A 20,695-nucleotide genomic window follows, 5' to 3' on the forward strand; every position below is an offset into this window, starting at 1 on the left:
GTCTGGGCGGGCGGGGCTTCCCCACGCCGATCTGGGCCGTCCAGCGCTTCAAAAGAGGTCAGAGGCCGACCATCTCGCGAATATTCTGCGGCGTGGCACCTTCGGTGCGGAATTTTGACAACGCACGCGCGTCATCGCGTTTGGCAAGGCGTTTGCCGTGTTCATCGCGGATCAGGCGGTGGTGGTGGTAGATCGGCGTGGGCAGGCCGAGCAACTTTTGCAGAAGCACCTGAACCGGAGTGAATTCAAACAAATCTTCCCCGCGGATGACATGGGTGATGCCGTGATCGGCGTCATCAAGGGCCGAAGCCAAGAAATAGGCAACGATGTTTTCGCCTTTGCGCGACAGGACGACATCGCCGATCTGTGAGAGGGACTGTTCTCGATCAACAATATGCTCACCCCGGTGAGCCGGGCCTGTTTCAGAAAAGCAGGGCGGTGCAATCTGATCGAGCGCCGCGGCAAGGTTAAGGCGGAGCGCATCGCTTGGCTGACGCGAGGCCATGTCTCGGCCACGGCAGGTGCCGGGGTAGGTGAGGTGCGGCACGCCTTCCTGCGGCGCGGCCAAAGCGGCGCGAATATCGCCGCGGCTGCATCCACAAGGATAAAGCAGACCGCGCGCCTCGAGTGGCGTCAGACGCTGGTTATATGCCGCAATATGGCAGGATTGCCGGTGCAGCGGTCCATCCCAAACGATCCCAAGCCATTCCAGATCGTCGAGGATCTGGGCTTCATAAGTTTCCTTGCTGCGCTCGCTGTCTGTGTCCTCCATCCGCAAGAGGAACCGCCCCCCGGCCGCGCGGGCCATATCGTGGGCAAGCAGAGCAGAATAGGCATGACCCAAATGCAAAGGCCCGGTCGGAGACGGCGCGAAGCGGGTGACGAAGCCCCCCGCTTGCCTCGGCGTCAGCCCAGCCATGCCGTGAAGGCCGCTTTGGCGCGGTCAGTATACGCCTTGTAACGATCCTTGCGGCCGCGGCGTCCGCCGCGCGCATCGATCGGGGGAAAAAGGCCGAAGTTTACGTTCATGGGCTGAAAGGTTTTGGCCTCTGCCCCGCCGGTGATATGGGTGATGAGAGCGCCTGTCGCCGTCTCGGGGGGGGGCGGTGGCAAGGTTTCGCCCCGGATCTCAGCTGCGGCCATCCGTCCTGCCAGCAACCCCATGGCCGCACTTTCCACATAGCCTTCGACGCCCGTGATCTGCCCGGCGAAGCGAATATGCGGATGCGATTTCAGCCGCATCTGATCGTCCAGCAATGTGGGAGAATTGATGAAGGTATTGCGATGAATGCCGCCAAGCCGCGCGAAGCTTGCATCGGTCAGACCCGGAATGCGTTTGAAAACCTCGGTTTGTGCGCCGTATTTCATTTTGGTCTGAAACCCGACCATGTTGTAGAGCGTGCCCAGCTTGTTATCGCGCCGCAGCTGCACCACGGCATAGGCCTTCACATCGGGCTGATGCGGGTTGGTCAGTCCCACGGGCTTCATGGGACCGAAACGCAAGGTTTCGCGCCCGCGCTCGGCCATCACCTCGATCGGAAGACAGCCGTCGAAATAGCCAGCAGTTTCGCCTTCTTTGAACTCGGTCTTGTCGGCTGCAAGCAGTGCATCGATGAAGTCTTCGTATTGCTCCCGCGTCATTGGGCAATTGATATAGGCTGTCTGCTCTTCCAGCGTGTCGCCTTTGTCATAGCGGGACTGCATCCAAGCCACTGACATATCGACCGTATCGGCGTAGACGATGGGGGCGATGGCATCGAAAAATGCTAAGGCTTCGGCGCCGGTGGCAGAACGAATGCTTTCGGCCAAAGGGCCCGAGGTCAACGGCCCGGTTGCGATGATCCAGTGGCCGTCCGAAGGAAGCTCGGTGATCTCCTCATAGGATACGGAGATCAAAGGATGCGCCATGATCCGGGCCGTTACGCTTTCGGCGAAGGGATCTCGGTCAACGGCCAATGCGCCGCCAGCAGGCAAGCGGTGTGCTGCGGCTTGCGCCATGATCAGGCCCTTGGCGGCGCGCATTTCCCAGTGCAACAGACCAACGGCATTGCTCTCATGATCGTCCGACCGGAAGGAGTTTGAGCACACCATTTCCGCCAGATGCCCGGTGCGATGGGCAAAGGTGCCGACCTTGGGGCGCATTTCGTGGATCACCACGGAAATGCCCTGCTCTGCGGCCTGCCAGGCCGCCTCTGACCCGGCCATGCCGCCGCCGATGATGTGAAGTGTTTTGCTCATGCGCCCGAGATACCCCGGCCCCCGAGCGCTTTCAAGGTATCCTGCGCGTTCAAGCCCTGCACTGTGCTTGCGTCAGATAAGCGCGATACGCTCGCGCTGCGTGCTGTCAGGGTAGGGTCGGTAGAGCCCGACAGATACCGAGGCAATCATCTGATGCATCAGATCGTAACGACGCGCCGCCTCTTCATCGGCAGAGGCAAGGGCAGCAAAGGCCGCTTCCAGCGTCGCCATACTCTCGACTTCCACCTCGAGCAGAAAGTCAGGATGTGCACCCGCTGCAAGCCCGAATTTGCGCCGCATGAGACGCCAACCTGTGATCAGGCCGCGGGCCTGTAGCAAGGACATCCAGCCATCCACCGCCTTGGCAAAGGCCAGTGCGCGGCAATCCTGCCGCAGTTCGATCATGCAGTGATAGAGATTCATCCCGCGTATCCTCCTGAGCTGCAGGATACGCGAGGGGAATTTTCAAAGTCTTAACCCGAGGGGAGGGCCCATTTCGGGCCGCCCCCCCCGTCGTCCTCAGCCGCCGGGCAGGAGATCAATGATGCTGCGGTTGTCAAAGGTGGTGCCGCGCTTTTCGCCGAAGTTCACTTTGACACCCAAGCCAAGATAGGGCTCTGATCCGAAACCCTCCAGCTTGGCGCGACCAATCTCTCCGGTCAGGTTCAGCCCGGGAAGGGCTGCCACTTCGCCCGTCACCGCAAACTTGTTGGCATCCGCGCCGCTCACGTTAATGTGGTCGAAGCGCGCGCCGATTGAGGCCGCGTCGTTCAACGCGTAGTCCCCTTTCAAACCAATGACGGTGCCTTCAGCGCCGCCGTCTTTGGCGATGCTGACAAAGGCATCGGTGCCGATCATACCGAATTGATGGGCCACTTCGACACCGAAGTAATTCAGGTTGCGACCTTCGACCCGGTCACGCCCGACGTAGGCACCCAGCGCGGTATCGGGGGTGAGGTGATAGATGCCGTGCAGCCCAAAGTTCGAGCTGTCGATCCCCGTGGCATCAAGCTTGGTGTAGGAAAAATCACCCTGAATGGCGATCTCTGGGGTCAGGGCAAATTCCATCGAGTTGCCAAACGAAAGCTTGCTGACGTCTGTTGCGTCGCTGCTGCCGAAAAAGCTGGAATAACCCAAAGTCAGCGACCCGCCGGTCACTTCAAAAGCCTGCGCCGCAGAGGCGCACATGAGGCCCGCAAGGGCCAAGGAAAGGGTCTGCTTCATATTTGCCTCAGTTCTTTGTTATTCGTGCGTATTTTTACGCTGTAGGAAGAGATTACGATGTTCGCGCTGCTATCGCAAAGGTGTGCTGGCAGTCCTGTCAGGTTTGTGTTCGTGGCGCAACGGTGGGGGATGACGCATCGGCCTGCAAAAGGGCGCGTCGATGCGAAACGGCAAAGCTCTCTGGCGCGGTGACGTCATAACCCAGCGACGCGGCTTTTTCAAAGAACCCGCGTGCGGGCAGACCACCCGACAAACGCCCTTCGCAAACCGCTGCGCGCAATGGGTGACCTTGGTGCGCGTCGATCTCCATCAAACGTTCGAGCGCAGCGGTCAAATCACCCATCGACCAGCCCAGATCGCGTGCAAGTGCCCCATAGGTGACGGTTCGACCGGTGGCGGCAAGCTGCGCCAACCGGTCGCACAGGTCATTCATCGCCTTGTTCGGCAACGCGGGCAACCGACACCACAACCTCGTCGCGGCCAACGTTGAACACCCGCACCCCGCCCGCAGAGCGAGAACGGAAGCTGATCTGCTCCACAGGAACGCGGATCGACTGGCCGGTTGAAGTGGCCAACATGATCTGATCCGAAGGGTCGACCGGGAAGCTGGCCACCAATGCGCCGCCGCGCATCGCTTTGTCCATCGCCATCACGCCCATGCCACCGCGCCCACGGACCGGGTAACCATGGCTGGACGACAATTTGCCAGCGCCGCCTTCGGTGATGGTCAGGATCAAATCTTCTTGCGCCGACATCTCGGCATAGCGTTCCGGCGACAACTGGCCGGCAGGAACCGCTTCTTCGTCGTCATCGGTTTCCAAATCATCCTCGGGCGCGCCAGCCATTAAGCGACGCTGCTTGAGATAGGCCTCGCGTTCTTCCGGGCTGGCCTCGAAGTGGCGGATGATGGCCATCGACACAACCTTGTCTCCGGCGGCAAGACGGATGCCACGCACCCCGGTGGAGCCGCGCGATTTGAACACACGGATTTCGGTGGTGGAGAAGCGGATCGCGCGGCCAAGGGCGGTGACCAGCATCACATCGTCATTTTCATCGGCAATGGCCGCGTTCACCAAGGACACGCCCTCGGGCAGGTTCATCGCGATCTTGCCGTTGCGTTTGACGTTGGTGAAATCCGACAGATCGTTCTGACGCACATCGCCGTCCGAGGTGGCAAAGACGATTTGCAGGGTTTCCCACTCTGCCTCGGGCACATCGACAGGCATCAGGGCCGCGATGGAAACACCGGGCTGGATTGGCAGGATGTTGACGATGGCCTTGCCTTTTGCGGTGCGGCCCGCGAGCGGCAGACGCCACGTTTTCAGCTTGTACACCATACCATCAGTGGTGAAGAACAAGAGCCACGTGTGTGTGTTGGCCACAAAGAGTGTGGTCACCACGTCGTCTTCCTTGGTGGCCATCGACGACAGACCCTTGCCGCCGCGATTTTGCTGGCGGAATTCGGCCAGAGGCGTGCGTTTGATATAGCCGCCCGAGGTGATCGTCACGACCATGTCTTCGCGTTCGATCAGATCCTCGTCTTCCATATCGCCGGCCCAGTCGACAATCTCGGTGCGGCGCGGCACGGCGAAAAGCTGTTTCACCTCGCGCAGTTCGTCCGATATGATCGTCATGATCCGGTCACGGCTGCCCAGAATTTCAAGGTAATCCTTGATCTTGCCGGCCAGTTCTTCCAGCTCGTCCGTGACTTCCTTGACGCCGAGCGCGGTCAGGCGTTGCAGGCGGAGTTCCAGAATGGCGCGCGCCTGCACTTCGGACAGGTTATAGGTGCCGTCGTCGTTCATCGTATGCGATGGATCGTCGATCAGCAGGATATAGGGCGCGATATCGGCGGCAGGCCAGCGGCGGGTCATCAACCGCTCACGGGCTTCGGCCGCATCGGCAGAGGCGCGGATGGTGCGCACCACTTCGTCCACGTTCGACACGGCAACGGCCAGACCGCAAAGGATATGGCTGCGCTCGCGCGCTTTGCGCAATTCATATGCGGTGCGGCGGGCGACCACTTCTTCGCGGAAGGTGATGAAGTGGGTGAGGAAATCCCGCAAGGTGAGTTGTTCAGGGCGACCGCCGTTCAACGCCAGCATGTTGCAGCCAAAGCTGGTTTGCATCGGCGTGAAGCGGAAGAGTTGGTTCAGCACCACATCAGGGGTGGCGTCGCGTTTGAGTTCGATCACCACCCTGACACCGATGCGGTCGGATTCGTCGGCCACCGCCGCGATGCCTTCGATCCGCTTTTCGCGCACCAATTCGGCGATTTTCTCGATCATCGAGGCTTTATTGACCTGATAGGGCACCTCATCAATGATGATGGCATAGCGGTCTTTGCGGATTTCCTCGATATGGGTCTTGGCGCGGATGATCACGCTGCCGCGCCCTTCGAGATAGGCTTTGCGCGCGCCCGAGCGCCCCAGGATGGTGGCGCCGGTGGGGAAGTCGGGGGCGGGGATGATCTCCATCAACGCCTCTGACGACAGATCGGGATTTTCGATCAGCGCAAGCGTGCCATCAATCACTTCGCCCAGGTTGTGGGGCGGGATGTTGGTGGCCATACCCACTGCGATCCCGCCCGCACCATTGACCAGCATGTTGGGAAAGCGGGCCGGAAGGACTGTGGGTTCCTTGTCCTTGCCATCGTAGTTGTCTTGAAAATCGACGGTTTCCTTGTCGATATCGGCGAGCAGGAAGGCGGCAGGCTTGTCCATGCGCACTTCGGTATAGCGCATCGCTGCGGCGGTATCGCCGTCCATCGAGCCAAAGTTGCCCTGTCCGTCAAGCAGTTTGAGTGACATCGAGAACGGCTGCGCCATCCGCACCAAGGCATCATAGATCGCGGAGTCGCCATGGGGGTGGTATTTCCCCATCGTATCGCCCACCGGGCGCGCCGATTTCCGGTAGGGCTTGTCGTGGCTGTTGCCCGATTCACTCATGGCAAAAAGGATGCGCCGATGCACGGGTTTCAGCCCGTCGCGCAGATCGGGGATCGCGCGGCTGACGATCACGCTCATCGCGTAATCGAGATAGGCGGTCTTCATTTCGGCCGCGATGTCGATCTGCGGACCGGAATGCGCCGGCTTTTCGGGCATTTCGCCTTTGGTATCAGTATCTTCGGGTGTGTCGCTCATGCGCTCGGTGCCTTCCTTGCGGGGGGGCTATATCTTGTTGCGGCAACCTTACACCAAGCAAGGGATGGGGTGCAATGCCAGCCCGTCCGCGGATTTGGCAGCCGAGGTGTCATGGTGATAACAGCATGAAATCATTGATTTTTAATATGGGTGCGGCATCATTTATTCGGGGGGATGACGCAGGAGATCGCGATGGAAAGATCCGAAACCGAACTGATGCTCAAGGGTTATGGGCTGACGACCGCCGAAATGATTTACCGCATGCCGGATTATCGTCATGTTTTGAATACCTTCGTCTGGCAAGACTATGACCTTGCGCCTGATTATCCTCGTATGTTCAAGTTCATCGAATATTGGCAGGAAATGATCGAAGGTCCGCTGCATTCGGTGCGCTTCAGTCATAAGCGGTTGATCGGTCCGAATGAGTGGCGAAATGTCGTAGGGGAATTCCGCCTGCACTGAAGCCTCTGGCCCCTTACGAAATCGCCCGCTAAGCTTCCGGGGTAAAGCGGGGGAGCATGGCATGACACAGCGCAGCATTCTGATCACCGGGGCCGGTTCTGGCATCGGAAGAGCCACAGCCCGCCGCTTTCTGGCGGCAGGCTGGCGCGTGGCACTGGTGGGACGGCGCGGCGAGGCATTGCGGGCGACCGCTGGCGAGCATGAGGCCTTGGTGCTTCCGTTGGATGTCACCGATCCGGCGCAAGTGGAAGCCGGTTTCGCGCAGCTGGAATCGGCGTTTGGGCGTTTGGACGTTTTGTTCAACAACGCGGGCATGTCCTTGCCGGGTAAGCCAATTGACGAAATTGCTGTCGAAGATTGGCTGGCGCTGTCGAATGTGAACATAACGGGCATGTTTCTGTGCGCGCGCGCGGCCTTTGGTATGATGCGTCGGCAAAGCCCGCAAGGCGGACGCATCATCAACAACGGCTCGATCAGCGCGGATCGCCCGCGTCCCGGCTCTGTGCCGTATACGATGTCAAAACACGCGGTCACCGGTTTGACGAAAACCTTGGCAGTGGACGGGCGGCGATTTGATATTGCCTGCGGTCAAATCGATATCGGCAATGCCGCAAGCGAAATGACGGCGGGCTTTTCGGCCGGGATGCCTCAAGCCAACGGAGATATCCGGCCGGAGCCTGTGATGCCCGTCGCGCATGTGGCCGAGACCGTTCTGCATATGGCGAGCCTGCCGATTGATGTGAACATGCCCTTCGTGACGATCATGGCGCGAGACATGCCCTATCTGGGTCGCGGCTGAGGCGTTCCGTTCGCATCCGGTTTGCAGAACAGATCATGCATCAAAACAATGGTGCGGCTGACCTTCGGGTCTTGAATAGCGTAGTAAATGGCTTTGCCTTCCCGCCGACATGACACCAGACCGTCCAGCCGGAGCCGTGACAGTTGCTGACTCACCGCGGCTTGCCGACTGTCCAGCAGCCGTTCCAGCTCTGTCACTGTTTTTTCTCCTGTCGACAGATGGCACAGGATCATCAAGCGCCCTTCATGGCTCAGCGCCTTGAGGAAACTCGCCGCCAATGCGGCCTGCACTTCCATCGCGGCGGGCGTCAGGACGGCGACGTCCGCATCAGGCGTGGTCACGTTGCCCCTCTGATCTGTCATGCTGTCCACCCGCAAAGGCTCCCCTGAGAGACTATCACATTCACAGCTGTCTATATAATGAGGGCTGACCCGCGCAAACAAGGGGTCAGCCCATGCGCAGCGGGGAGATCAGCGCCCGCGAATGCGGGGGTCCAGCGCGTCGCGCAGACCGTCGCCGATGTAATTGACGGAGAGCACGGTCAGAGAGATGGCGATGCCGGGCCAGATCACACGCTCGGGATACTGCTGGATGTAGTCTACGCCATCAAAGAGCAAGCGTCCCCATGTCGGAAAGTCGGGGGGGAAGCCAAGCCCAAGGAAGGAGAGCGCGCTTTCGGTGATGATGGCGCTGGCGATGCCCAACGTGGCCGAAACCATGATCGGGCTGACGACATTGGGCAGGATATGGCGCAGGATCATCCGGCGCGAGGGCGTGCCGATAGACCGCGCCGCCAAAACGAATTCGCGTTCTTTCAATGCCAGAACATCACCCCGCACGATGCGTGCCGCCTGCATCCAGCTGGTCACACCGATCGCAAAGACGATCAAAAGGAAGGTGCCGCCTTCGGGCCCCAAGGCACGTGCCAGAGGATCGCGGAACAACATCACCATGACGAGAAGCAAGGGCAACAAGGGCAGGGCAAGGAACAGGTCCGTCAATCGCATCAGCGGGCCATCCAGCCGTTTGAAGTAACCGGCCAAGACACCGATCAAAGTGCCAAGAAGGATGGAGATCACCATGGCGACCAATCCGACCGCAATGGAGACCTGCCCCCCCTTCATCATCCGCGCCAGCATGTCCCGGCCCAGCTGATCGGTGCCCAGCGGAAATTGCCAGCTCGGAGGCTTGTTGCGGGTGCGGATCATTTCGGCGGCGTTCGGATTGATATAGGTTGGATCCTTGGTCCAGATGAGCGGACCGACCGTGACAAACAGGATGAGCAACACAAAAACGGTCAGCGCTGCCACTGCGCCTTTGTGTGTTTTGAACTGCGCCCAGACATCCGCCCATTGGCTGCGGGGTTTTTCGACGACGGATGTATCAGTCATAGCGGATCCTCGGGTCGAGCATGCCGTAAAGCACATCGGCGATCAGGTTAAAAAGCACGATCAGCACGGCAAAGATAAAGGTAAGGGTCTGAACCATCGGCAGATCCGATCCCTGAATGGCATTGATCAGAAGAGCACCCAGCCCGTTCACCTTGAACACCTGCTCGGTGATGATGGCACCGCCAAAGATGGTGGGGATGCCAAGGGCGATGACGGTGACCACGGGAATGAGTGAGTTGCGCAAGACGTGTTTGAGCACCACGATGCGTTCGGCCATGCCTTTGGCGCGCGCCGTGCGCACATAATCCTGTCCTAGATTGTCGAGCATGGACGAGCGCATGTAGCGGCTGATCTGTGACGCATTGTAAAGAGCCAGAACGGCAACGGGCATGGCCATCTGCTTGGCCTGCAAAAGAAAGGTCTCCCAGCTGGTCACGCGCAAAGAGGTATCATAGATCGATGGAAACCAGCCCAGATTGACTGAAAACACAAGGATCAGCACGACACCCGTAAAAAAGGTTGGGACGGAAAAGCCGATCATCGAGATGAAGGTGCCAACTTGGTCGAACCAAGAATATTGACGGTAGGCGGAGTAGATCCCGATTGGAAGCGCGATGATCACGCCGATCACATAAGCCGAGCCGACGACCGTAAGGGTCTGTGGCATGCGCTCTAGAATGATGTCCATCACGGGGCTGCGCGATTGCCAGCTGACGATGCGCTGCATGCCCTCGGCATGGCTGGTGCCGAAAAGACTGTCGATCAGGACGAGTGGCTCGACGTAGAAAAACTGTTTCAGCCACAGCAGATAGCGGACGAGAATGGGTTCATTCGCGCCCATTGCCTCGATGATCCGGAGCCGGACTTCAGGGGGAACAGTCAGAGGAATTTGGCTCATGGGAGAGCCGGGTGCGAAATCCACCAAAAGAAAGATCACAAGACTGATGAACAGAAGCGTCGGGATGGCAAGGAGCAACCGACGGATCGTGAAGGTGAGCATATGCAACGCCTCGGCACAGCGGTTGGACAGCACGAATTTTCTGCGAAAATTCAGATCCGCGCGCGGGAAAGCACCATGAAAGAGAGAGGGCGCAGCGGGGAATTTTCGCAGAAAATTCGTGCCCGCCGCGCCCCAAGTTCAGGTTACTGGACGCGGAACCAGTCGCTCGCGTTCCAAAGCTCTGAATCCCAAGTGTTCAGAACCACACCGCCCAACGTATTGGAATGGGCCGACAACCGACCGCGGTCCACGAGAGGCACCACAACATAGCTGTCTTTCGTCAGCATCTCGTTCAGGCGGATGGCGATTTCGCCGCGTTTTTCCATCTCACGTGTCGTGGCAAGTTCCGCGACCAGTGCATCATAGGCCGGATCACAGAAACGGTTGATGTTCTCGCCTTGCCAGCCGTTGGCCGGGCTGGGCGCCTTGTCGCAGAGGTATTGCGCGAGATAGGGCTCGGGATCGGTGCCATCGAAGTTGTTGGCATACATCTCGACGTCCGCATAGAACTTCTGGAAGGTGTCGGGCGAACCGGGATCGCCGCCGAAGTAGACGCCCCCATCAATCGACTTCAGTTCGACATCGACGCCCAGTTCGTTCCACCAGCCTTTGATCAGCGCTTGGAAATCTTGGCGCACCGCGTTGACCGACGTCTGGTACAGGATCTTCAGCGGTTTGCCGTCTTTTTCGCGGATGCCATTGGCGCCCACGGTCCAACCGGCTTCTTCCAGCAACGCCTTGGCGCCTTCCATGTCCTGCGCGATGCAGTCGGTGTTGGGCGAGGCATAAATGGCCGGGGCAGGCACGAGGTTACAGGTGGCGCGGCCCGCGTTGCCATAGCCGACTTCCACCAGAAGGTTGCGGTCGATTGCCATCGACAGCGCCTTGCGCACGCGGATATCCGACAGGAAAGGGTGCGGATGTGCTGCGGTCGAGCGTTCGCCTTCCGGCAGGTCGGGCGACGGATCGGTCATGTTCATCTCAATACGCTCGACCAGCGTGCCAAAGGCAGAGACGAATTTGCCTTTGCCGCCCTGTTCCATCTGCGCTTGCAGTTCGGGGTTGATCTGGGTGTTCCAAGCGTAATCGAACTCACCGGTTTCCATCACGGCGCGGGCGGCGCCTGCCGCATCACCGCCGCCCTTGACGGTCATGGTGGCAAAGCGCGGTTTGGCCGGATCTCGGTAATTCGGGTTGGCGGCCAGTTCCACCACGTCATTCACCTTGAAGTCGGTGACCATGAACGGGCCGGTGCCGATGGGTTTGAAGTTCTGATCGGTGCAAGTTGGCGCTGCGGTGCCAAGGCAGTTGGCGAATTGCGCCTTTTGGAGGATCGGCGAAGTGGCGCCCACAAAGGCCGTAAACGGGTTCGGCTTTGGCGCCTCCCACGTGATCTTGACGGTCAGATCATCGATGGCCTCGACTTTCGAGATGCCTTCATAGCGCGCGGCCTGCGCACAGCCCCCTTCGGGATGCGTGCAATATTCGTAAGAGAAGACCGCATCCGCAGCGGTCACCGGCGTGCCATCTGACCATAGCAGGCCGGGGGTGATCTTCCACGTGATCGTGGTCAGATCCTCGGAAATGCCACCATTCTCGACCGACGGAATTTCGGTTACAAGCCGCGGGATGACATTGCCGTCCTGATCGAAGCCGGCCAGCGGTTCCAGCACAAGACTGCCCACTTCAACGTCCTTGGTGCCCGAGGACAGGTAGGCGTTCATGATCGACACGGCCTGTGAATACAGGACCTTGACGTTGCCATCGGCCCCGCGTTCCGCGAAGGCGGCTGGCGCAAAAGCCAGTGTGGCTGCTGCGCCCAGAAGGGCGGTTTTCAGTTTCATCGATTGTCTCCTTGTTGGTTGTGCTCTTTGGCTTGAAGTGCGTCGGTTGATCCGACGGCGGTGGTGTTGGAAAACAGATGGCAAGCGACAAAGCGCCCCGGCTCGACTTCGGCCAGTTCGGGTTTGAGCTGACGACACAGGTCAAAGACCTTGGGGCAGCGGGTGCAAAAGTTGCACCCCTTTGGCGGGTTTGCGGGCGATGGCACATCGCCTTGAAGGATGATGCGCTGACGCGTTTGCGCCAGCGTCGGATCGGGTTCCGGCACCGCCGAGAGAAGGGCTTCGGCATAGGGGTGCAGTGGCCGCGCATAAAGCGCATCGCGCGGCGACAATTCGGCGATCCGCCCCAGATACATCACCGCCACGCGGTCGGCGATGTGGCGCACCATCGAGAGGTCATGGCTGATGAACAGATACGTCAGGCCAAACTTGTCTTGCAGATCTTCCAGCAGGTTCACCACCTGTGCTTGGATCGAGACATCCAAGGCGGCGATCGGCTCATCGCAAACGATGAAGCGTGGATTGAGCGCGAGCGCGCGGGCGATGCCGATGCGCTGCCGCTGGCCGCCGGAAAATTCATGCGGGAAACGATTGGCAAATCGGCGGTTCAGCCCGACAGCATCCATCAGCTCGTAAATGCGCGCAAGTTTGCGATTGCTGTCCCAGTCGGTGTGCTCGTCCAGCGGTTCGCCGATGATGTCGGCGAGCGTCATCCGCGGGTTCAGGCTGGCCTGCGGGTCTTGAAACACCATCTGCATCTGCGGGCGCGCACGACGTAACGCCTCTGGCGCAAGACTGGCGATGTCGGTGCCGTTGATAACGACCTTGCCATCCGTGATCTCGTAAAGCCGGAGCAGCGCGCGTCCGACCGTGGATTTGCCACAGCCAGACTCGCCGACAAGCCCCAATGTTTCGCCCGGCATGATGTCGAAACTGACCCCGTCGACGGCTTTCACATCTCCGGTGTGGCGGCGCAAAAGCCCTGAATAGATCGGGAAATACATCTTGAGGCCGCGGACCTGAACCAGCGGCGCTGGCGCCTTCGTCACATCAAGCATGGGCACCTCTGGGGGACCAATGGCAAGCCACATCATGCCCTTGACCGACGGGGCGGCCATCTAGGGAACGGCGGTCCGGGTTCTCACTCTCGCAGCGGGCGAAAGCCTGTGGACAGCGGGCGCGGAATGGGCAGGCCGTGGGGGCGCCGATCAGGATCGGGGGCTGGCCTTCGATCACCTGCAGCCGCGCCGCGCGATCACCTGTTAGGGAAGGGATGGTCTTCAGCAAGGCGCGTGTATAAGGATGCTGCGGATTGGAAAACAACGCCCGCACCGGCGCCTGTTCGACCACTTGGCCGCCATACATCACCATGACACGGTCTGCGATGCCAGCGATGACGCCCAGATCGTGGGTGATCCAGACAATCGCCATGCCGAGTTTCTTGCGCAGATCTTTGACCAGCTCCAAGATCTGCGCTTGGATCGTCACATCCAGCGCGGTCGTGGGCTCGTCAGCAATCAGCACATCCGGGTCGCAGGCGAGGGCGATGGCGATCATCACACGCTGCCGCATGCCCCCCGAAAACTGATGTGGGTATGATTTCAGGCGCGCAGCCGCATCTGGAATACCCACCAGTGCCAGCAGTTCGGTGGCACGGATTTGCGCCTGCGCCTTGGTCATGCCCATATGACGCATGAGGGGTTCCATGATCTGGTTCCCGACCGTGAACACCGGATTAAGGCTGGTCATCGGGTCTTGAAAGACGAAACCAACCTTGGCTCCGCGCACGTTGCGCAGTTCTTCGGCGCTGATTTTCAGCAGGTCGCGATTGCCCAGCATCACGGATCCCGCTCGCACATCCGCAGGTGGCGAGGGCAGCAGCCCAATCAGCGACATCATCGTTACAGATTTTCCAGAACCGCTTTCTCCGACGACGCCCAAAAGTTCGCCCGGGTTGAGATGAAAGCTCACGGAATTCACGGCATGCACTTCGCCCCCGCGGGTGCGAAACACCGTCTTCAGCCCTCGAACATCGAGGACGGGCGCGGCCCCATCGGCCATATGTTAACCCCCAAGTGGTTCTTTTTATTTTATTTTTCCGGTGTCTCGGTCAAAGCCGGCCCGGTGATTTGACCAAGTGTTAGAGATTTTTATGCATCCCGCAAGCGGCTTGTTTGCGCTTCCCTTGCGTCAGAGGGTGCGGGCTTGACGTTGCCTGTTTTCGCGGCGCAGGTTTGCCTGTGAAGCAGCAAGGACGACCCGATGGCAAACCGCCTTTCTCCGCGACAAATCCTCGATCATCTGGTGGCATTTCCCACTGTAAGCCGTGACAGCAATCTGCCTTTGATCGACTGGGTCGAAAGCTATCTGGCAAGCCACGGAATCCGTGCAGGTCGGCATTGGAACGAAGACGGGCGCAAAGCGGCGCTGTTCGCGCATGTCGGCCCGATGGTGGAAGGCGGGGTGATCCTGTCGGGTCACACCGATGTTGTGCCGGTGGATGGTCAGACCTGGGCATCGGACCCATGGACGGTGACGGAGCGGGACGGGCGGCTTTACGGACGCGGCACCTGCGATATGAAGGGCTTTGATGCCTTGGCGATCTGGGCTTTGGTGGAAGGTCACTCACGCGGTCTGCGCCGACCGTTACAGATCGCACTGTCCTATGATGAAGAGACGGGATGTATGGGCGCGCCGCCGCTGATTGCTGCACTGCAGGCAGCGTTTCCCAAGGCCGAAGTCGCGATCATTGGCGAACCAAGCCGCATGAAAGCGGTGAATGGGCACAAGGGCGGCGCAGGCTATCGGGTCCATGTGCGCGGCTTTGAGGTTCATTCTTCGCTGCTGCCGCAGGGCGTGAGTGCAATCATGGAAGCGGCGCGGCTGATCATGTGGGCCAATGAACGCAATGCCGAAAACCGCGCCAAGGCGCCGTCGGCGGTGGCGGCATTGTTCGATCCTCCCTTTACAACGCTGCACACCGGGATGATTTCGGGCGGGACCGCGCATAACATCACCGCAGCCGATTGCCGCTATGTGATGGAATTCCGAGTGGTGCCGGGCGAGCGGCCGGAAGATTGGTGCGAGGCTTTCGAGGCGGAAGTCGCCAAACTGCGTGCGGCGATCCAAACGGTGCGCCCGGAAGCGGATGTGCTGCTGGAGCGGTTTTTCGACGTTCCTCCTTTGGTTCCAGAAGCAAATGGTGCCGCAGAAGGGCTGGTGCGCCGCTTGACCGGAGACAATGCCACCCATGTGGTCAGCTATGGGACAGAGGCAGGTCATTTTCAGGCGGTTGGAATTTCCAGCATTGTCTGTGGTCCGGGCGACATCGCGCAGGCGCATCAAGCGGATGAATACCTTGAGCTTTCGGAATTTCTGGCGGGACAGGCGTTCATGGAAAAACTTTTGGCCGATCTGTCATGAGCTTCCCCATTACGCTTGACTCACCCATTCGCTTTCCCGGTCCGTTGCCAGAGGCTGCGGATGTGGTGGTGCTGGGGGGCGGCATCATCGGGGTGATGACGGCACTTTACCTCGCGCAGGCTGGCCAGAAGGTGGTTCTTTGCGAAAAGGGCCGCATTGCGGGCGAACAAAGCAGTCGCAACTGGGGCTGGATCCGTCGGCAGGGCCGCGACAAGGACGAATTGCCGATCGTGGTCGAATCGTTGCGGCTTTGGCGGGGTTTTGCTGACCACTTCGGGGATGCCCTTGGTTTTCGTCAGACCGGTGTGATCTACCTGGCCAACAGCGACGCGGCGTTAGAGCAGTATGAAGCCTTCCTGCCGCATGCGGCGGCGCAGGGTGTGGATACGCGCCTGATGGCAAGATGCGAAATCCAAAGCCTTTTGGGCACCTCGGGACCATGGAAAGGCGCCATGTACACGCCGTCTGATGCCCGTGCCGAACCTTGGGCCGCCGTGCCTTTGCTCGCGGGTCTGGCGGCTGAGGCTGGGGCCACGATCGCGGAGCAGTGTGCGATCCGGGCGCTTGATGTGCAGGCAGGCGCTTTGGTGGGCGTCTTTACCGAGCAGGGGCGCATACGGGCTTCGCGGGTGGTGGTTGCGGGCGGGGCATGGTCGCGCCTTTTTCTGGCCGCGCATGGCATCGTGATCCCCCAGCTTTCTGTTCTGGCCTCTGTGGCGCAAACCGTGCCTCTGCCAGAGGTTTTTGCAGGTGGTGCCACCGACAGCCATTTTGCGTTCAGGCGGCGGATGGATGGCGGCTACACGTTGGCGCCCGGGTCAGAACATGATTTCTTCATCGGGCCAGATGCGTTCAAAAGCTTCTCCCGGTATCTAGGAATTCTGAAACAGGATTTCCGATCCACACATTTCCGACCCATGGCACCCGTCGGTTATCCCGATGCATGGGGCACCCCCCGCAATTGGGGCGATGGTCCCAGTCCGTTTGAGGCCACGCGCCTTCTGGATCCGAAGCCCAACCGCGCCAGTCTGTCGCGCGCGCAGGACCGTTTTGCAGAGGCGTTCCCGGCGCTTGGCCGCCCCCAGATCAAGACGGCTTGGGCGGGAATGATCGACACGATGCCCGACGTGGTTCCCGTGGTCGATCACGCACCGATCGCCGGTGTGACCATTGCCACCGGAATGAGCGGGCACGGTTTCGGCATCGGTCCGGGCATGGGGCGGGTGCTGGCGGATCTGGTGATGGGGCGTCCGACGGGACACGATCTGTCGCGCTTTCGATTGTCCCGTTTCCAAGACGGGACCAAAGCCCGCGTGGGCCCCGCGCTCGCCTGATGCTGTATCTTTGATCAAAGGGTCAAGATGACGCCGCGCCCCCCTTGATGTGATGTGCGTTCCAGACCACCATCGGGCCGATTGATCGTAAGGAGGTCCAGATGCCCGTCAAAAACCGTTTCGCCGAGATGCTTCCAGAAATCACGCAATGGCGTCGCGATTTTCACACCCATCCGGAACTTCTGTTCGAGGTGCACCGCACAGCTGCGAAAGTGGCCGACCTTTTGCGCAGCTTCGGATGTGACGAGGTGGTGACGGGGATTGGTCGCACCGGGGTCGTTGGCGTGATCCATGGCAAGACCGACACGGCTGGGCGTGTCATTGGCCTGCGCGCCGATATGGACGCCCTGCCGATCACTGAGCAGACGGGCGTTGACTACGCCTCGACCACACCCGGAGTGATGCATGCTTGCGGCCATGACGGTCATACCGCCATGCTGCTGGGCGCTGCCAAATACTTGGCAGAGACGCGAAACTTTGACGGCAAAGCTGTGGTCATCTTCCAACCCGCCGAAGAGGGCGGTGGGGGGGGGCGCGAAATGGTGGAAGATGGCATGATGGAGCGCTTTGGGGTGCAAGAGGTCTATGGCATGCACAACATGCCCGGCATTCCGGTTGGCACCTTTGCCATTCGGACAGGTGCAATCATGGCCGCTGCCGACCAGTTTGAACTCACCGTCACAGGCAAGGGCGGTCATGCCGCCAAGCCGCATGATTGCATCGACACCACGGTTGTTGCCGCCCATATCATTGTCGCCCTGCAAACCATCGCCTCGCGCAATGTAGATCCGATGAAGCAGGTGGTGGTCAGCGTGTGCACGGTGCAAACCGACTCGACCGCGCATAACGTGATCCCGCAGGTGGTGAAGCTGAAAGGCACCGTGCGCACCATGGACCCGGGCGTTCAGGATTATGTCGAACGCCGGATTACTGAGATCGTGACGGGCACGGCGACAGCCTTGGGGGCGCAGGCAAAGGTGGATTATCAGCGGGGATATCCCGTCACGGTAAATGCCGAAGTCAACACACGCCATGCTGTAGATGTCGCCAAAGCAGTCTCTGGTCAAGTCGATGAGAACACCGCGCCGTTGATGGGCGCCGAGGACTTCAGCTTCATGCTCAACAGTCGGCCGGGGGCTTACATTTTTCTTGGAAACGGTGACACGGCCATGGTGCATCACCCGGCTTACAACTTTGATGACAACGCCATTCCTTTCGGCTCTAGCTGGTATGCCGGAATGGTGGAAGCGCGGATGCCAGCCGCCTGATCTTTCAGCAGGATGTGCGCTGATAGGTCAAACGATCCTTTAGGGGCAAAGAAAGGGGAGCGGAATCCGCTCCCCTTTCTTCTTGTTGACCAGACCGAGTCGAGTTTCTGATCGCGGTCGGCAAGTCTTTGTTCCAGCTTAGTCGTAACTCAGCCCCGTCGCCTTGCCGCGGAACACTGTATAGGACAGGACCGTGTAGCCGATGATCATGGGCAGCACGAAGACGGCGCCCACCAGGATGATCTTCAGGCTTTCCGGGCTTGAGGCCGCTTCATAAATCGTGATCTGCTCGGGCACGATGTAGGGGTAGAAGCTGTAGCCCATCCCAAAGAAACCAAGCACCATCAGCGTGGTGGCTGCGGCAAAAGGGAACCATGCGAAGTGGTCGCCCCGCGTGGGCAGATGCCGTAACGAGAGCCAAAGAAGCACGATCAGCGCGACAGACATCAGCGGCAAGGGGGCCAGCAGGACCACTTCGGGAAAGCTGAACCAGCGCTCGAAAATCCTTGAGCTGACGAAAGGCGTGGCCAGCGACACAGCGCCAAGGCCAAGCGCCATGCCCCAGATCCCGCCGCGGGCCCAAGCCACAGCCTTGAGCTGCAAGGCTTCATCGGTTTTCAGAATGGTCCAAGCGGCTCCGATGAAACTGTAAGCCACGGTCAGCGCGCCCGCGGTGAGCAGGGCGAAGGCGACGTGGAACAGCGTCCATTCCAAGCCCATCACATACATCCCCAGCATGAAGCCTTGCGAGGCCGACGTCATCAGACTGCCCGCAAAGAATGCGCGATCCCAAGCGAGCTTGTGCGCCAGCGGCGCTTTGGCGCGAAACTCAAAAGCGACCCCGCGCAGGATCAAGCCAATCAACATGATGGCCACGGGCAGATACAGCGCGGTCAGGATCGTGCCATGCGCTGTCGGGAACGCCACCAGAAGGATCCCGATGGCGAGCACCAGCCAAGTTTCATTGGCATCCCAGAACGGTCCGATGGAGGCGATCATCCGATCGCGCTCCGCCGGGGCCGCAAAGGGGAAGAGCAAGCCGACGCCCAGATCAAAGCCATCCAAGATCACGTAGAGCAGGATCGACAGGCCCATGAGGGCAGCAAAGATCACCGGCAGGGTTGTGGCATCAAGTGTCATGACTTTACTCCGCCGGAACAGTGATGGGCGCGTCGCGCGGTTCTTCGCGGGTGGGGCGCTTGCCCTCGGCCGCGCGCCGGGCCAGATGGAATATGACCCCGATATAGGCGATCATCAGCGCCAGATAGATGGCAAGATAGGCCATCAGGGTTGCCATCACCATGGGGGCCGCCACGTCGCCAACGGCGGCTTCGGTCGTCAAGACACCCGTCACCAGCCAAGGCTGGCGCCCGATCTCTGTGACATACCAACCGGCCAAGGTCGCCACCCAGCCCGAGAAGGCCATGCCCACTGTCGCCATCAGATAGGGACGGGGCAGGGCATCTGCCCCACGGCGCCAGATCAACAGAACGCCCAGCCAAGACAGGGCCAGCATCGCCATCCCGGTCCCAACCATCACGCGGAAGCCCCAGAAAACGGGTGCCACAGGTGGGTGGAGAGCAGTGCCGTCTTCGGCCACGAAATCATTCAGGCCCGGCACCACGCCATCGGCAGAATGTTTGAGGATCAGGCTGGCTCCATTGGGGATCGCAATTTCGGCATGGTTGGTGCGCGCGGCCTCATCGGGGATTGCAAAGAGCAAGAGGGGCACATTCGGACCGGTTTCCCAGTTTCCTTCCATCGCGGCGACTTTCGCCGGCTGGTGCTCCAGCGTGTTCAGGCCATGCAAATCGCCCATGACAATCTGCATCGGGATCAGGACCGCGCCCAAGATCAAGCCAAAGCGCAGCTGGGTGCTCACCGACTCGGTCCGATCCCCGCTGAGGCGACGAAAGGCGGCGATACCGGCGATCAGGAAAGCCACCGTCAGACCCGAAGCCAGCAGCATGTGACCCAGTCGATAGGGCAGAGACGGGTTGAAGATAATCGCAAACCAATCGGTTGCATGAACGATGCCGTCTCGCAGCTCATAGCCTTGCGGTGTGTGCATCCATGAGTTCAGCACCAAGATCCAGAAGGCGCTCATCGTGGTGCCAAAGGCGACAAGGAACGTGGCCAGAATATGCAGCCATGGCGGCACCCGCCGTGCACCGAAGAGCATGATGCCAAGGAAGACTGCTTCGAGGAAGAACGCAGTCATCACCTCATATGCCAAGAGCGGGCCGGCCACATTGCCGACCGACTCCATGAATCCGGGCCAATTGGTGCCAAACTGGAACGACATGGTGATCCCGGACACCACGCCAAGCGCAAAGCTCAGGGCGAAGACCTTGACCCAGAACATGTAGGCATCCATCCACTTTTGCAGGCCCGTGCGCGCAAAGCGGTAGCGGAAAAACAAAAGAACCCATCCAAGCGCGATGGTGATCGTCGGGAACAGGATGTGAAAACTGATATTCGCGGCAAACTGGATACGGGAGAGTAAAAACGTGTCCATCATACACCTTTCTGTTGTCCCTTATGTGGGACGCAGATGGTGCCGGAAAAC

Annotated in this window: 19 protein-coding genes; 5 read left to right on the forward strand and 14 right to left on the reverse strand. The window is 59.9% G+C overall.

All coding sequences use genetic code 11. The features are described 5' to 3' along the window. Nucleotides 1-58 precede the first annotated feature (58 nt). The 6 genes from gluQRS to gyrA form a co-directional block, all read right to left on the reverse strand. Nucleotides 59-919, reverse strand: coding sequence for a tRNA glutamyl-Q(34) synthetase GluQRS (gene gluQRS, locus CUR21_RS04355; RefSeq protein ID WP_100195793.1), 861 nt, complete (start codon nt 917-919; stop codon nt 59-61). Then, nucleotides 907-2,238 carry a methylenetetrahydrofolate--tRNA-(uracil(54)-C(5))-methyltransferase (FADH(2)-oxidizing) TrmFO gene (gene trmFO / locus CUR21_RS04360; RefSeq protein ID WP_100195794.1) on the reverse strand — a complete coding sequence of 444 codons (1,332 nt, stop codon included), beginning with the start codon at nt 2,236-2,238 and terminating at the stop codon, nt 907-909. The genes gluQRS and trmFO overlap by 13 nt, the downstream gene beginning before the upstream one ends. A 72-nt stretch (nt 2,239-2,310) precedes the next feature. Continuing rightward, a complete protein-coding gene (locus CUR21_RS04365; RefSeq protein ID WP_100195795.1) occupies nt 2,311-2,661 on the reverse strand; it encodes a DUF6614 family protein in 351 nt (116 codons plus the stop codon). A gap of 96 nt (nt 2,662-2,757) precedes the next feature. Next, on the reverse strand, nt 2,758-3,462 hold the full coding sequence (locus CUR21_RS04370) for a hypothetical protein (protein WP_100195796.1): 705 nt from the start codon (nt 3,460-3,462) through the stop codon (nt 2,758-2,760). A gap of 97 nt (nt 3,463-3,559) precedes the next feature. After that, nucleotides 3,560-3,895 (reverse strand): hypothetical protein, encoded by a 336-nt coding sequence (locus CUR21_RS04375; protein WP_100195797.1) that lies wholly within the window; start codon nt 3,893-3,895, stop codon nt 3,560-3,562. Further along, nucleotides 3,888-6,605 (reverse strand): DNA gyrase subunit A, encoded by a 2,718-nt coding sequence (gyrA, locus tag CUR21_RS04380; protein WP_100195798.1) that lies wholly within the window; start codon nt 6,603-6,605, stop codon nt 3,888-3,890. Before gyrA ends, CUR21_RS04375 begins: the two co-directional genes overlap by 8 nt. A gap of 192 nt (nt 6,606-6,797) precedes the next feature. Here gyrA and CUR21_RS04385 point away from each other — a divergent pair, with 192 nt between their 5' ends. Together CUR21_RS04385 and CUR21_RS04390 are read left to right on the forward strand one after the other, a co-directional pair. Beyond that, nucleotides 6,798-7,067 carry an usg protein gene (locus CUR21_RS04385; RefSeq protein WP_100195901.1) on the forward strand — a complete coding sequence of 90 codons (270 nt, stop codon included), beginning with the start codon at nt 6,798-6,800 and terminating at the stop codon, nt 7,065-7,067. A 61-nt stretch (nt 7,068-7,128) separates the two neighbouring features. Continuing rightward, nucleotides 7,129-7,866 carry an SDR family oxidoreductase gene (locus CUR21_RS04390; protein ID WP_100195799.1) on the forward strand — a complete coding sequence of 246 codons (738 nt, stop codon included), beginning with the start codon at nt 7,129-7,131 and terminating at the stop codon, nt 7,864-7,866. Here CUR21_RS04390 and CUR21_RS04395 read toward each other — a convergent pair. The 6 genes from CUR21_RS04395 to CUR21_RS04420 form a co-directional block, all read right to left on the reverse strand. Next, nucleotides 7,848-8,162, reverse strand: coding sequence for a helix-turn-helix transcriptional regulator (locus tag CUR21_RS04395; RefSeq protein WP_232622687.1), 315 nt, complete (start codon nt 8,160-8,162; stop codon nt 7,848-7,850). The genes CUR21_RS04390 and CUR21_RS04395 overlap by 19 nt on opposite strands. A gap of 174 nt (nt 8,163-8,336) precedes the next feature. Next, a complete protein-coding gene (locus CUR21_RS04400) occupies nt 8,337-9,257 on the reverse strand; it encodes an ABC transporter permease (RefSeq protein ID WP_198431615.1) in 921 nt (306 codons plus the stop codon). Continuing rightward, the gene (locus CUR21_RS04405; protein ID WP_100195902.1) at nt 9,250-10,257 is read right to left on the reverse strand and encodes an ABC transporter permease; all 1,008 of its coding nucleotides are present in this window, start codon (nt 10,255-10,257) and stop codon (nt 9,250-9,252) included. Before CUR21_RS04405 ends, CUR21_RS04400 begins: the two co-directional genes overlap by 8 nt. Nucleotides 10,258-10,400: 143 nt before the next feature. Further along, nucleotides 10,401-12,101 carry a peptide ABC transporter substrate-binding protein gene (locus CUR21_RS04410; protein WP_100195802.1) on the reverse strand — a complete coding sequence of 567 codons (1,701 nt, stop codon included), beginning with the start codon at nt 12,099-12,101 and terminating at the stop codon, nt 10,401-10,403. Continuing rightward, entirely contained in the window at nt 12,098-13,159 is a 1,062-nt protein-coding gene (locus tag CUR21_RS04415) for an ABC transporter ATP-binding protein (RefSeq protein WP_100195803.1), read from the reverse strand. The genes CUR21_RS04410 and CUR21_RS04415 overlap by 4 nt, the downstream gene beginning before the upstream one ends. Continuing rightward, complete coding sequence (locus tag CUR21_RS04420; RefSeq protein ID WP_100195804.1) at nt 13,152-14,162, reverse strand: ABC transporter ATP-binding protein; 1,011 nt, start codon at nt 14,160-14,162, stop codon at nt 13,152-13,154. Before CUR21_RS04420 ends, CUR21_RS04415 begins: the two co-directional genes overlap by 8 nt. 201 nt (nt 14,163-14,363) lie before the next feature. Here CUR21_RS04420 and argE point away from each other — a divergent pair, with 201 nt between their 5' ends. From argE to CUR21_RS04435, 3 genes are all read left to right on the forward strand, one after another. Continuing rightward, entirely contained in the window at nt 14,364-15,524 is a 1,161-nt protein-coding gene (gene argE, locus CUR21_RS04425; RefSeq protein ID WP_100195805.1) for an acetylornithine deacetylase, read from the forward strand. Next, entirely contained in the window at nt 15,521-16,858 is a 1,338-nt protein-coding gene (locus tag CUR21_RS04430) for an FAD-binding oxidoreductase (RefSeq protein WP_100195806.1), read from the forward strand. The genes argE and CUR21_RS04430 overlap by 4 nt, the downstream gene beginning before the upstream one ends. Before the next feature lie 101 nt (nt 16,859-16,959). Further along, the gene (locus CUR21_RS04435) at nt 16,960-18,126 is read left to right on the forward strand and encodes a M20 aminoacylase family protein (RefSeq protein WP_100195807.1); all 1,167 of its coding nucleotides are present in this window, start codon (nt 16,960-16,962) and stop codon (nt 18,124-18,126) included. A gap of 138 nt (nt 18,127-18,264) precedes the next feature. On the opposite strand, the gene CUR21_RS04440 is transcribed toward CUR21_RS04435, so the two are convergent. Beyond that, nucleotides 18,265-19,266, reverse strand: coding sequence for a cytochrome d ubiquinol oxidase subunit II (locus CUR21_RS04440; protein ID WP_100195808.1), 1,002 nt, complete (start codon nt 19,264-19,266; stop codon nt 18,265-18,267). Between the two features lie 4 nt (nt 19,267-19,270). Further along, nucleotides 19,271-20,644, reverse strand: coding sequence for a cytochrome ubiquinol oxidase subunit I (locus tag CUR21_RS04445; protein WP_100195809.1), 1,374 nt, complete (start codon nt 20,642-20,644; stop codon nt 19,271-19,273). Nucleotides 20,645-20,695: the final 51 nt, after the last annotated feature.

It is taken from the genome of Pseudorhodobacter sp. MZDSW-24AT (genome assembly GCF_002794355.1).
Classification (GTDB): Bacteria; Pseudomonadota; Alphaproteobacteria; order Rhodobacterales; family Rhodobacteraceae; genus Pseudotabrizicola.

What these genes read in the sequence shown, in the direction of transcription:
- gluQRS (WP_100195793.1), bottom strand. Translation starts at nt 919, where the DNA reads ATGGCTGGGCTGACGCCGAGGCAAGCGGGGGGCTTCGTCACCCGCTTC.
- trmFO (WP_100195794.1), bottom strand. Translation starts at nt 2,238, where the DNA reads ATGAGCAAAACACTTCACATCATCGGCGGCGGCATGGCCGGGTCAGAG.
- CUR21_RS04365 (WP_100195795.1), bottom strand. Translation starts at nt 2,661, where the DNA reads ATGAATCTCTATCACTGCATGATCGAACTGCGGCAGGATTGCCGCGCA.
- CUR21_RS04370 (WP_100195796.1), bottom strand. Translation starts at nt 3,462, where the DNA reads ATGAAGCAGACCCTTTCCTTGGCCCTTGCGGGCCTCATGTGCGCCTCT.
- CUR21_RS04375 (WP_100195797.1), bottom strand. Translation starts at nt 3,895, where the DNA reads ATGAATGACCTGTGCGACCGGTTGGCGCAGCTTGCCGCCACCGGTCGA.
- gyrA (WP_100195798.1), bottom strand. Translation starts at nt 6,605, where the DNA reads ATGAGCGACACACCCGAAGATACTGATACCAAAGGCGAAATGCCCGAA.
- CUR21_RS04385 (WP_100195901.1), top strand. Translation starts at nt 6,798, where the DNA reads ATGGAAAGATCCGAAACCGAACTGATGCTCAAGGGTTATGGGCTGACG.
- CUR21_RS04390 (WP_100195799.1), top strand. Translation starts at nt 7,129, where the DNA reads ATGACACAGCGCAGCATTCTGATCACCGGGGCCGGTTCTGGCATCGGA.
- CUR21_RS04395 (WP_232622687.1), bottom strand. Translation starts at nt 8,162, where the DNA reads ATGGAAGTGCAGGCCGCATTGGCGGCGAGTTTCCTCAAGGCGCTGAGC.
- CUR21_RS04400 (WP_198431615.1), bottom strand. Translation starts at nt 9,257, where the DNA reads ATGACTGATACATCCGTCGTCGAAAAACCCCGCAGCCAATGGGCGGAT.
- CUR21_RS04405 (WP_100195902.1), bottom strand. Translation starts at nt 10,257, where the DNA reads ATGCTCACCTTCACGATCCGTCGGTTGCTCCTTGCCATCCCGACGCTT.
- CUR21_RS04410 (WP_100195802.1), bottom strand. Translation starts at nt 12,101, where the DNA reads ATGAAACTGAAAACCGCCCTTCTGGGCGCAGCAGCCACACTGGCTTTT.
- CUR21_RS04415 (WP_100195803.1), bottom strand. Translation starts at nt 13,159, where the DNA reads ATGCTTGATGTGACGAAGGCGCCAGCGCCGCTGGTTCAGGTCCGCGGC.
- CUR21_RS04420 (WP_100195804.1), bottom strand. Translation starts at nt 14,162, where the DNA reads ATGGCCGATGGGGCCGCGCCCGTCCTCGATGTTCGAGGGCTGAAGACG.
- argE (WP_100195805.1), top strand. Translation starts at nt 14,364, where the DNA reads ATGGCAAACCGCCTTTCTCCGCGACAAATCCTCGATCATCTGGTGGCA.
- CUR21_RS04430 (WP_100195806.1), top strand. Translation starts at nt 15,521, where the DNA reads ATGAGCTTCCCCATTACGCTTGACTCACCCATTCGCTTTCCCGGTCCG.
- CUR21_RS04435 (WP_100195807.1), top strand. Translation starts at nt 16,960, where the DNA reads ATGCCCGTCAAAAACCGTTTCGCCGAGATGCTTCCAGAAATCACGCAA.
- CUR21_RS04440 (WP_100195808.1), bottom strand. Translation starts at nt 19,266, where the DNA reads ATGACACTTGATGCCACAACCCTGCCGGTGATCTTTGCTGCCCTCATG.
- CUR21_RS04445 (WP_100195809.1), bottom strand. Translation starts at nt 20,644, where the DNA reads ATGGACACGTTTTTACTCTCCCGTATCCAGTTTGCCGCGAATATCAGT.